Source organism: Methanobrevibacter sp., from assembly GCF_045646205.1.
In the GTDB taxonomy this organism is placed as follows: domain Archaea; phylum Methanobacteriota; class Methanobacteria; order Methanobacteriales; family Methanobacteriaceae; genus Methanocatella.
Window position 1 is genome coordinate 22,785 of sequence record NZ_JAZRKF010000016.1, and the last position, 12,181, is coordinate 34,965.

Genomic DNA, 12,181 nt, shown 5'->3' on the forward strand with positions numbered 1-12,181 from the left:
CTGTTTTTATCTTAAATTTAAACCAATCAGTTTTGTTTTAGTCATTTCCTCAACAGCATATTTAATACCTTCTTTTCCACACCCACTACTTTTAAAACCTCCGAACGGCATGTTATCGGTTCTGAACGTGGACTGTTTATTTACAAAAACTGTTCCTGCTTCAATTTCATTAGCACACCCTAAAGCATTTCTGTAGTTTTCTGTAAATACCCCTGCCTGAAGGCCGTATTCTGTTGCATTTGCAATCTGTATTGCTTCATCAACTGTTTTAACTTTAATTAACGGTGCTACAGGACCAAATGTTTCATTGACTACCAAATCCATATCTGGAGTTACTTTATCAATGACCGTTGCCTCATAAAATGCACCGTCACGCTTTCCGCCTATTAATATCTCAGCACCTGCTTTAACGGCATTGTTTACACTTTCTTCTACTTGAAGAGCTGCTTTTTCACTTATTAATGTTCCAAGCTGTGTTGTTTTATCCATAGGATTTCCCATTTTAATTTTTGAAGTTTCTTCAACCAGTATGGATTTAAACTCTTCGTAAATTCCTTCCTGAACGATTATTCTTTTAACTCCCATACATACCTGACCAGCATTTAAATATGCTCCATTGATGACACCTTTTACTGCGGCATCAACCTTTGCATCGTCAAGAACAATCAACGGATCATTTCCGCCAAGTTCAAGGGTTACCTTTTTCATTCCTGCCCTTTGAGATATCATCAATCCTGTCGGTACGCTTCCAGTAAATGAAATCTTATCAATCTTATCAGAAGCAACCAATGCATCACCTACTTCTGAACCGTATCCCGTTATTACATTAATGACACCTGCAGGAAACTCTTCATTTACAAGTTCAGCAAATTTCATGACCGTTAATGGCGCATCAGTAGGTGGCTTGATAATAACAGTATTTTTAGCAGCTATTGCTGGTGCAATTTTATGGATTGTTAAATTCAAAGGATAATTAAATGGCGTTATTGCGGCCACCACACCTAAAGGCAATCTTTGTGTGAATGCGAAAAATCCTTTCCCGTTCAATCCAGCATCCAATGGAACAGATTCACCATAGATTCTTTTGGCTTCTTCTGCTGCAAGTTTTAATGTTTCAATTGACCTGTCCATTTCCACAAGAGCTTCATTAATTGGTTTTCCAACCTCTTTTGTTAATAATTCAGCGAATTCCTCTTTATTTTCTTTAAGTTTTTCACAAACATCATATAATTTATTGGATATTTTAAAAGCAGACATTTCCTGTAAGAATTCTTTAGCATTATTAGCTGCTTCGATAGCTTTATCAACATTATTCAAATGTGCTATTGGTACTGTATCAATTACTTCGCCGTTATATGGATTTATAACATCTTCACTATCCATATCACTTACATGTTCACCATTGATTAGCATGTCCATTTTATCACCCTGTTTAATTATTTATATCTTAAAGTAAAAATATTATATTATGGAAACAACCCGATTTGAAACATTTATCGATGCGATTATTGCGATTATAATAACGGTACTGATTCTAAAAATACAGCAACCAGCAGAACCTACATTATCTGCAATTTGGGATTTGAGAGTGTCCTATCTGGCTTATCTAATTAGTTTTTTAACGTTGTTTAATATATGGTATAACAACCACAATCTATTCCAGAAAATTGACAATATCGACAATTCAGTTGTGTGGATTTATGGAATTATGACTTTTATAATTTCATTAGTTCCCTATTTCACGATGTGGGTTGCCAGAAATGTGGACTCCCTTCCTGCAGAGACAATGTTCGGATTACTGTTTGTATGTACCAATATCCTTTATATCATATCGATTAAAGCAATTTACAGAAGCAATCCTTATAATAAATTCTTACAGGAAACTGACAAAAAAACATTTTATCAATTAAGTCCATTACTAATAATCATTATCGGGTTCATTTTAACCTACACAGTCTATAGACCAGGTATTTACATATCCTGTCTGATTGCAGTACTCATATGGATATGTGTAGGATGGAGGGCTGGAAATGGAGACTGAAAGATTTGAAGCATTAATTGATGCTATTCTTGCAATCATAGTGACAATAATTGTTTTGGAAATTCCTATGGCATCAAACGGAAGCTGGGAAGCATTATTTGAATTGAAATTGGACTTTATAATCTATGCTTTGAGCTTTTTAGTTGTCTTTAATTTTTGGAACTATAACAATAACCTCTTCCACATAGTTAATAAAGTTAATTCAAGCATTATTTGGCTTATGGGAATTGCCCTATTCATACTATCCTTTTTGCCTTATTTGACAATATTTGTAGCGGAAAACTTTAATTCATTCATTCCCCATGCCTTTTACGGCCTTGACTTTTTAGCAACTGCATTAATATCCGTGTTTATTGCAGAACATCTTAAAAAATCAGATAAAGGAAACATTGCACTTCAAGTTGCACTGCAAAGCCATAAACCAATCTATTCAACTATAACATTAATGGTAATAGGTTATATAATAGGTTATTTTGTATATCCTCCAGCAATTACTATATGCTGTCTCGTTTCAATACCTGTTTTGTGGATTGTTTCAAAATATCAGGTCAGGTAAATAACTCTGATATTTCACCTAATTTATTTTTGAATTCAGCCACTTCCCTTGATTGGATTTCACCGCTTAAATCACTGATGTATCTTTTATACATATAAACTGCAAGAAGTACGACAACCATTATACCACCAAATAACAAAATAAATTCTGCAGATGCCTGGGCATTATTATCCATTTAAATCACCATTATTAGTTATATACCCACTTTAATATAAGTCTTTTGTTATTTTACGTACAATATAACTGTTTAAAGTAAATATTGCTTTGATGAGGGAATTTCAAATCCACCGGCAAGGATTGGCTTGGAAAATTTTGATGGGAAATAACGATTGTTGCATGAAAGCAAAACATAGCAGATTTCAAAATCATTTTTCCAATGGAAATGGCGAAACATTTTATATTTAAAAAATTTTAGAAAAAACAAATCAATATCTATAAATAGATTTGTTGATAAAATTTTTAATCATGTGAATGTTTTATTCAAAATAATTGTCTTTTATGATTATATTGTAAAACATGAAACATTTATTAGAATATTTTTCAAAAGGAGCCATAATACATGAAATTGAAAGAACATATTTTAATAATTTTATTAGTACTTTTAATGTTATTTGTCTGCATAGGCTCTGTCAGTGCCTTAGAAAATCAGACAGATGACTTTGGAGAAAATGCAGTAATAGGCAGTCCTGATGAAAGTAATTTTAATGATTTGCAGATTAAAATTAATGCTGCTGATGAAGGAGGTACAGTCAATCTAACAAACAATTATACTTATGATGACAGTTTTTCGAGCGATGGAATAACCATTACAAAGGCCATAACTATTAACGGTAATGGTTTTACAATCAATGGTTTAAATAAAGCCAGAATATTTAATATAACTGCTTCGGACAATGTTATTTTAAACAACATTACATTTATAAATGGAAAATCCGATTTAGGTGGAGCTATCCTATTCAATAATGCCATTTCAGACAGCGTTATTGACAATTGTAAATTTATAAATAACAGTGCAACAACAAATGGTGGTGCCATATATGCTAAAAGCACATTCATTAATAGCACCATTAAAAACACAGAGTTTATAAGCAATACTGCTACTAAAAATGGTGGTGCGGTATACATTAACGAAAATGCTAGTGAAAATACATTTGAAAATTTAACTTTTTCCTATAACCAAGGAAAAAATGCTGATGGTGGAGCCATTAATTTCCATAATCCATTATCCGAAACAACATTTAAAAACATTACATTTTTTAAAAACCATGCTGGAAACAGCGGCGGAGCAATAAATACTGATCAAAATGTAAACGACAATAATTCATATATTAATGTTAAATTTATTAACAACACCGCTTCCAATGGTGGAGCAATAAACGGATATGGCGCTTCTAACAACAACTCATTTGAGGGATGTGTATTTGCCAATAACACGGCTACTTCTCAGGGTGGAGCAATATATTATAAAGGAACTTTTAACTACAACTCCTTTGAATATTGTTCATTTATTAACAACACTGCCAAAAATAATGGTGGTGTAATATATCATTATAGAGCTTCAAATTTCAATAAATTCAATGAAATTTCATTCATTAACAATAAAGCTACCAATAATGGGGGTGTAATTTATTATCGCGCTTCTTCAAGTTCAGACATATATAACAACACAGAATTCATTAACAATACTGCACTTTCCGTAGACGGAGGATGCATAAGTGTCTATTCAAATTTGGTAAACATTACTTTCGATAACTCCACATTCATAAACAATAAGGCCAAAGGAAATGGCGGAGCAATAAATGTGGATAATGCTGCAAGAACTAATAATTTCATCAATACAAAGTTCATAAATAATACTGCTTCCAAAAACGGTGGAGCAATTTCTCTTGTTGATGCAACAGATAATATATGGGACAATACGATTTTCAGCCAGAACAATGCAAATATCAGCGGAGGAGCTATTCACGCATTCAAGAAAATGGAAAATTATAACATAATTAATTCTTCATTCATTGCCAACAATGCAAAAACAAATGGAGGAGCCATAAATATACCATATAACAGCACACATTCAAATATAGCTGATTCTTCATTTATCAACAATACTGCAAGCATTGGTGGAGCAATATATTACATTTACTCTTCAAATGACACATTTTTCAATGTAAACTTTACAAACAACAAAGCAAATACAACAGATAATTCATATGGAGGAGGAGCCATTTACGTTAATGACAGTGCAATATATGATAAATTTGATTCAGTGATATTCACCAACAACAGTGCTATATGTGGAGGTGCACTTTACATAGGCCAATTATTGAGAAATACCTTAGTTGACATGGAATTCATAAATAATACCGCAGGTTTTAATGGAGGAGCAATATATATTAAAAAGACATTCAAACACGACAAGTTCAATAATACCAATTTTATAAACAACAAGGCTTTAAGAAATGGTGGAGCAATTTATACAGTTCCTAGTTCACTAGTAAATACATTTGAAAACAGTATTTTTGAAAACAATAAAGCAAGTGAAGTTGACGGCGGAGCCATTAATTTCCATACGGATTTATTAGAAACAATATTCACTAATGTAGAATTCATCAACAATACTGCAGGTTTTAATGGTGGTGCAATAAACATAGATCATGGTTCAAAAGATAATCTCTTCAATAATACATCATTTATCAACAATGTTGCAACAAGAAATGGTGGAGCAATATATACCCGTTACCATTCAACATCAAATACCTATAAAAACACCATATTTAACAATAATTCTGCAATTAACGTTGATGGAGGAGCAATAAACAGTTATGGTAACCTCGTGAATAATATATTTGATAATTCCACATTCATAAATAATTCTGGGAAAAATGGTGGAGCAATAAATGTGGACAGTAATGCAAAAAACAATCTTTTCATTAACACCAAATTTATAGAAAATACTGCTAAATCCAATGGCGGTGCATTCTGTGCAGATAATACAAACAACGACACATGGAACAATACCCAGTTTATTGGAAATAAGGCAAATAATACTGGTGGAGCCATAAATATCAATATTCAAATGCAAAATGAAAAAATAACCAATTCAACATTTGCAGATAACTTTGCGGGCATTAATGGCAGTGCATTAAACATGAAAGGAAATGATATCAATATAACCGATTCCAAATTTATTAATAATAGTGTAAATGTAATAGTTACACAAGTTTCCGATTTACGCATATTGAATTCAGAATTCATCAATAATACAGGATATAGCATTGATTTAAACAACAGTGAAGCATTAATTGAAAACACAATATTTAATAATGATGCAGGTGCCAGCATAAGGGTATTGGATGATTCAGTATTATACCTATCCAAAAATGAATTATCTCCAGAAGAATATATTTTAGATAAGGGAATCATATTATCTGAAACTAAAATCATTGTTTTAAATAATTTGACTTTAAACTGTACTGTCGGTGACAAAATAACCTTAAATGCGACAATTTATGATGATAATGGAAACATTATCATTGTAGATGATTTAAATTTCATTATTGAAAATGAAACAATTGATTCAATACTGGAAAATACCACATATAAATCTGATTACACTCCAAAAATAGGCAGCCATATTGTCAGTGCTTTTGTTGATTCAAATTTAAATGAATATACTGTAGATTATGGATTAATTATAGCAAAATACAAATCCAGTGTAGAAATAACTCAATTGAACAATATTACTTATGGTGAAAAATTAAACATCGGATTTGAATTTGAAAACTCCACAAGCGTCTTAATTGAAGTTACAGACGAAAATGGAAATGTAATCTACAATGACACCACTTCATCAGACAACATCATTTTAGAAAACCTATCAGCAGGTACATACAGTATAACAATAACAACACAAGAAAGCGAAAACTATACTGCATCAAGTACAAACGCAACTGTAACAGTAAGCAAAGCAGCTACCGAAATTACTCTAACTAATGAAACTGTTGAATTGAAAGCATATAAAAATATTGGTGATTTAGCAACATTATCCCCTGCAGATGCAGGAAATCTAACATACAAATCAAGCAATGAAGACATTGTACTTGTATCAGATGACGGCATTATCTATGCACGCGTAAAAGGTACTGCCACAGTTACTGTGTCCTTTGCAGGAGACAATAATTACAAAGCAGCTGAAAGTAAAAACATAACAGTTACAGTAACCTTGAATGATGCGAGCGTCAGCGTTGAAAATGACACGATAGATTTAAATGTTGATGATAACTGCATAATTAACGCTACAGCAGATCCAAGATTCCTGACTGTTTACTATACCTCAAGCAATGAGTCTGTTGTTACTGTTACTGAGTATGGTAATGTAAAAGCTGTAGGTGAAGGTACGGCCGCCATTACATTGACTGTAGGTAACGGCGAAACCTACGCTGTAAATTCTACAAATGTTACTGTTACTGTAAGCAAAATAGCTACTGCAATCACTGTTGATCCTGATTCATTGGACTTGTTTGTTGGTGATGAAACTGTTATTGTTGCTAATTTAACTCCTGCTGATGCCGGCAATGTTACTTTCACATCCAGTGATGATTCTATTGTTGATGTTGATGCAGAAGGCAATGTTATTGCTCAAGGTAAAGGTACTGCAATTATTACTGTTTCCTTTGCAGGAAACAATAAGTATTCTGCTTCTGAAAGTAAAACAATTACAGTAAATGTTAGCTTGAATGACGCCAGTGTCACTGTTGATAACGATACTTTGGATTTAAAAGTTGATGAAACATATAAAATTAATGCAACCAAAAATCCTGATACAATATTGCTTGATATTGCTTATTCATCCAGTGATGAGTCTGTTGCTGTTGTAGATGAAAAGGGTATTGTTACTGCTGTTGGTGAAGGTAGCGCAATCATTACTGTAAGTGTTGGTGATGATGAAATCTATGCTAAAAATTCAACAAAGGTTACTGTTACTGTAAGTAAAGTTCCTACTGAAATCAGTGTTTTAAACAACACTATTATTTTAGAGGTTAATGATGAAGTTGCTACCGGCGCCACATTAACTCCTGGCGATGCAGGCAATCTAACCTACACATCAAGCAATTCTTCTGTTGCTAAAGTTGAAGACGGTAAAATCATTGCCCTAACTGAAGGTACTGCAACGATTACTGTTTCATTTGCAGGGGACAATAAGTATGCTGCCGCAGAAAATAAAACCATTGGCGTTAACGTTAAATTAAAAGATGCCAGCATTAGTGTCGAACCTGACTCTTTAAAGTTAATCATTGGTGAAAACAGCAGCATTTATGTTACTACCAATCCTGAAGATTTAGATTACATTTTCACTTCCAGTAATGAGTCTGTCGTAACCGTCCAAAACAAAAACCGTGTTGGAAAAGTGGTTGCTGTCGGCGAAGGCAATGCAACCATTACAGTTACCATTAATGAGAAAGTATATGTTAAAAATTCAACTACAGTCAACATTACCGTTAATTCTCCAGTACCTAAAAAAGATTTAACTCTTAATGCAACTGCATTTGAGATTATGGGAAATGTTACTCTTATTGTAACTGGTTTTGAAAATGCTACAGGTAATGTAACTGTAACTATTGGTGAATATATTAACACCACTTCTATTATGATGGGCATGGCATTAATGTCTATTCCTAAATTAAATGAAACCGTTACAGCATACATTTATTATCCTGGTGATGATAACTACAACAACGCTTCAACAACTGTTGATATAATTGCTAAAAAGAATTTAAATCTAACTGCTAGTGCTGATCCAATATATGTCGGTCAAAACGCTACCCTTATTGTTACTGGTTTTGAAAATGCTACAGGTAATGTAATGGTGATTGCAGGCAGAGGATTCTATAATGTCGCTATCATTGATAGTACTGTTACAGTCAGCATTTCCAGATTAAACAACACAACTGCAGCTTATGTCATATACTTAGGTGATGACAACTACAGTATGGCATACATTAGTGTAAATATTACTGTTTATCCTAAGGAAAACGCTACAATCATCATTGATGCTCCTTCAGAAGTGTTTGAAGGCGATAATGTTACTGTAACTGTAATCTTAGCTGAAGATGCTACCGGTAATGTGACTATTAGTAATGAGGCCGTTCCTGTTAAATATGGTACTGCCAGTGCTGTTTTAACTAACTTGCCTCTTGGAAACAATACTATTCCCGTAACCTACTCCGGTGATGACAAGTATAACCCGATTGAAACTAATTTCACTATAACCGCATCTAATGGACCAGACATTATATCAGCTCCTGACGTAACTAAATACTATCACGGTTCTGAAAAATTTGTTGTAAACATAACAGATTATAAAGGCACTCCTTTAGCAAACAAATCTGTTGCTATCCGCATTAATGATATTACATACAACAGAACCACTAATGAAAACGGTACTGCAAAACTGAACATTAATCTGGAAAGCGGTGAATATCCAGTCACTGTTGCTGTTGAAGACATAATTGTCAACTCCACAGTAACAGTCAAATCCACTATAGATGCAGCCGATGTTGTTAAAGTATTCAGAAATGACACACAATATTATGCAAGATTCATTGATTCAAACGGCAACATACTAACAAACACCCAAGTTTCCTTTAACATCAATGGTATTATATACAACCGCACAACAGACGGAAACGGAACTGCAAAACTAAACATCAACTTGGATGCAGGCACCTACATCATAACTGCAACCAATCCTGTTACTGGTGAGATGAAATCCAATAACATCAAAGTAATCTCCCTAATCGAATCCGACGATTTAACCAAGTATTACAGGAACAATTCACAGTTCATTGTCCGCATACACTCTGCTGACGGCAGCTACGTCGGTGCAGGCGAAGAAATAACATTCAACATCAATGGAGTATTCTATACAAGAACCACCAACGCAACAGGCCATGCAAAGCTAAACATCAACCTAGGCCAAGGCAACTACATAATAACAACATACTACAAGAATTGCAGTAAAGGAAACAACATTGAAGTCCTGCCTATATTAACCGCCGAAGATTTAGTGATGAAATACATGGACGGATCACAATTCAAAGCCAAACTGGTCGATGGACAAGGCAATCCTTATCCAAAACAAACCGTAAAATTCAACATCAACGGCGTAATATATAACGAAAAAACAGATAATGATGGTGTAGCCAAATTAAACATAAACCTAATGGCCGGCCAATACATCATAACATCCAGCTACAACGACTTCAACATTGCAAACAAAATTACAATAAGGGGTTAAAATAAAACCCCAATACTTCTTTTTTTAATAAATAATATCGTCTTGCCAGAAAAAATATTTCAAAAACCACCGGCAATTATTGACCCACCAAAGTTCGATATCAAATAGAAAATCCCATATGACACCACAACAATTGGAACGGAAAATTTAATGCCCTTCTTAAAATTACCATACATAATAACACTTATAATCAATCCAACCAACAAAGAATGAATTATAAGGTAAAATTGACCTGCAATAGGTGCCGTAGCCACCAAATCAGTTACCTGACCAAAACTTTCCATAAATCCAGCATAAACACTTACCATACCTAACGCAAATGGAGTTGCAATAACCGCAGAAATTATCAAAAACATTACCGCCATCATAACCGAAGATTTTCTCTCCTGCTTGATTGCAAGCAAATCCCTCAAGTCATCCGAAATGTTCATTATCACATCAGCCATACTGGAACCACTCTTACGACCATCAAGAATAATGATAAAAATACGCTCAAGCTCCCTTGACTTCAACCTCTTACTCATCACAACCCATGCCTCATCAAAGTTTCTTCCCATCCGAATTTCCAAAATCGTCCTACGCATTTCATCGTAAAATGATACTATGGTCAGACACCATATCAGAAAAAATATTTCTTATAAAACCAATACAATGCCCTGATAAAACAATCAAATCAAATGAAAATTATAAAATAATACTATTAAATACCACATTAGCCCAATTAAATTCATATAAACATAATAAGATAAAATAAAATCTTTGATAATGAATTATTATTAAAAATTAAATAGGCCAAAAAAATAAATCAAAAATTATTTAACTGCATACATGAGCATATCAAACTACTTTTCAAAAAGCAATCACCAATATAAATGCAGAAATAATTTCATGATAATATATAAATATATTTGTTGACAAATTCTTAACCATATAAACGTTTTATTCACAAAGCACAACCTTTCAAGATTATTTGTATAGTATAAAACATTTTTATTAGAATACTATTCAAATGGGAGAATAATATATATGAAACTGAAAGAACATACTTTAATAATTTTATCGTTGTTTCTAATGTTATTTGTCTGTATAGGCTCTGTAAGCGCCTTGGAAAGTCAGACAGACAATATTAGAGAAAATAATGAAATCAGCATTAGCGAAAGCCCAGAAATATTAACTGCCAGCGCATCTGATGATGCAATTGGCATATCAAGTGATGAGAATATAATATCAAGCAATAACCGTGACTGGTATGTAAACGCCAGCGCAGCAGATGGAGGTGACGGTTCTAATATCTCTCCATATAATAATTTTAAAAGTGTTTTGGATAATACCAATCTTCAAGATGGAGACAATGTATATTTCGCCGGCAAAGAAAACTACAAAGGCAATGGAATAAATGTGAATTTAGATATTAATAAACAATTGAATCTTTTAAAATATGGTTCAGGTGAAGCAGTATTTGATGCAGAGCACAATTCCAGAATTTTTACAGTTTATGCATCATGCATTAACATAACCGGATTGACATTTATAAACGGAAATGCAGACAATGGTGGTGCCCTTTACTTTAGTAATGCCATTTCCAATTCCAATATAAATGCTACCTATACCAACAACACCGCAGAAGATTCTGGTGGGGCAAACTACTTCTACTGGAGTGTTTCAAATTCAAACATTACCGGAACATACAGCCACAACACCGCAAACAATGGTAATGGTGGAGCAAACAACTTCAACAGAGATGTTTCAGATTCAAATATTAACGGAACATATATTAACAACACCGCAAACAATGGTAAGGGTGGAGCAAACTTCTACTGGAGTGTTTTAAATTCAAACATTACCGGAACATACACCAACAACACCGCAAACAATGGTAATGGTGGAGCAAACTGCTTCTGGGAGAGTGTTTCAGATTCAAATATTAACGGAACATACAGCCACAACACCGGAGAAGATTTTGGTGGAGCAAACAACTTCAACAGAGATGTTTCAGATTCAAATATTAACGGAACATATATTAACAACACCGCAAACAATGGTAATGGTGGAGCAAACTGCTTCTGGGAGAGTGTTTCAGATTCAAATATTAACGGAACATATATTAACAACACTGCATCAAATGCAATAATCTACTTCCAGTACGATGAGGGTTTGGATGCTGAGATTACAAATGCAATTTTTTTAAATAACAAATGTGAATATGAAATTTATGCCTGCTCATCAGGTGTCGTGGTAAAAGATAGCTGGTTTGGAAATAATGCAAGCAATTATATGAATAAACCAAATA

At 33.5% G+C, this 12,181-nt stretch carries 7 protein-coding genes; 4 read left to right on the forward strand and 3 right to left on the reverse strand.

Annotated features, from left to right (window positions below; translation table 11 throughout):
• Positions 1–6: 6 nt before the first annotated feature.
• Entirely contained in the window at positions 7–1,419 is a 1,413-nt protein-coding gene (locus ACKI44_RS02895) for a lactaldehyde dehydrogenase (RefSeq protein ID WP_407421367.1), read from the reverse strand.
• Between the two features lie 49 nt (positions 1,420–1,468).
• On the opposite strand from ACKI44_RS02895, the gene ACKI44_RS02900 reads away from it, so the two are divergent.
• Positions 1,469–2,041, forward strand: a complete 573-nt coding sequence (locus ACKI44_RS02900) for a TMEM175 family protein (protein WP_407421369.1) — start codon at positions 1,469–1,471, stop codon at positions 2,039–2,041.
• Positions 2,031–2,597 (forward strand): TMEM175 family protein, encoded by a 567-nt coding sequence (locus ACKI44_RS02905; RefSeq protein WP_407421370.1) that lies wholly within the window; start codon positions 2,031–2,033, stop codon positions 2,595–2,597. Before ACKI44_RS02900 ends, ACKI44_RS02905 begins: the two co-directional genes overlap by 11 nt.
• On the opposite strand, the gene ACKI44_RS02910 is transcribed toward ACKI44_RS02905, so the two are convergent.
• Positions 2,590–2,772 (reverse strand): class III signal peptide-containing protein, encoded by a 183-nt coding sequence (locus tag ACKI44_RS02910; protein WP_407421372.1) that lies wholly within the window; start codon positions 2,770–2,772, stop codon positions 2,590–2,592. The two genes, ACKI44_RS02905 and ACKI44_RS02910, sit on opposite strands and share 8 nt — an antisense overlap.
• A 384-nt stretch (positions 2,773–3,156) precedes the next feature.
• On the opposite strand from ACKI44_RS02910, the gene ACKI44_RS02915 reads away from it, so the two are divergent.
• Complete coding sequence (locus ACKI44_RS02915; protein WP_407421374.1) at positions 3,157–9,891, forward strand: Ig-like domain-containing protein; 6,735 nt, start codon at positions 3,157–3,159, stop codon at positions 9,889–9,891.
• Between the two features lie 59 nt (positions 9,892–9,950).
• Here the strand turns inward: ACKI44_RS02915 and ACKI44_RS02920 are convergent, their stop codons facing one another.
• Positions 9,951–10,475 carry a type II secretion system F family protein gene (locus ACKI44_RS02920; RefSeq protein WP_407421376.1) on the reverse strand — a complete coding sequence of 175 codons (525 nt, stop codon included), beginning with the start codon at positions 10,473–10,475 and terminating at the stop codon, positions 9,951–9,953.
• Positions 10,476–10,917: 442 nt separating this feature from the next.
• Here ACKI44_RS02920 and ACKI44_RS02925 point away from each other — a divergent pair.
• On the forward strand, positions 10,918–12,181 hold a 1,264-nt coding region (locus tag ACKI44_RS02925; RefSeq protein ID WP_407421378.1), incomplete at its 3' end, for a hypothetical protein.

Excerpts from the sequence above, each read along its gene's own strand:
- ACKI44_RS02920 (WP_407421376.1), bottom strand. The coding sequence starts at position 10,475 with ATGCGTAGGACGATTTTGGAAATTCGGATGGGAAGAAACTTTGATGAG.
- ACKI44_RS02895 (WP_407421367.1), bottom strand. The coding sequence starts at position 1,419 with ATGGACATGCTAATCAATGGTGAACATGTAAGTGATATGGATAGTGAA.
- ACKI44_RS02900 (WP_407421369.1), top strand. The coding sequence starts at position 1,469 with ATGGAAACAACCCGATTTGAAACATTTATCGATGCGATTATTGCGATT.
- ACKI44_RS02915 (WP_407421374.1), top strand. The coding sequence starts at position 3,157 with ATGAAATTGAAAGAACATATTTTAATAATTTTATTAGTACTTTTAATG.
- ACKI44_RS02910 (WP_407421372.1), bottom strand. The coding sequence starts at position 2,772 with ATGGATAATAATGCCCAGGCATCTGCAGAATTTATTTTGTTATTTGGT.
- ACKI44_RS02905 (WP_407421370.1), top strand. The coding sequence starts at position 2,031 with ATGGAGACTGAAAGATTTGAAGCATTAATTGATGCTATTCTTGCAATC.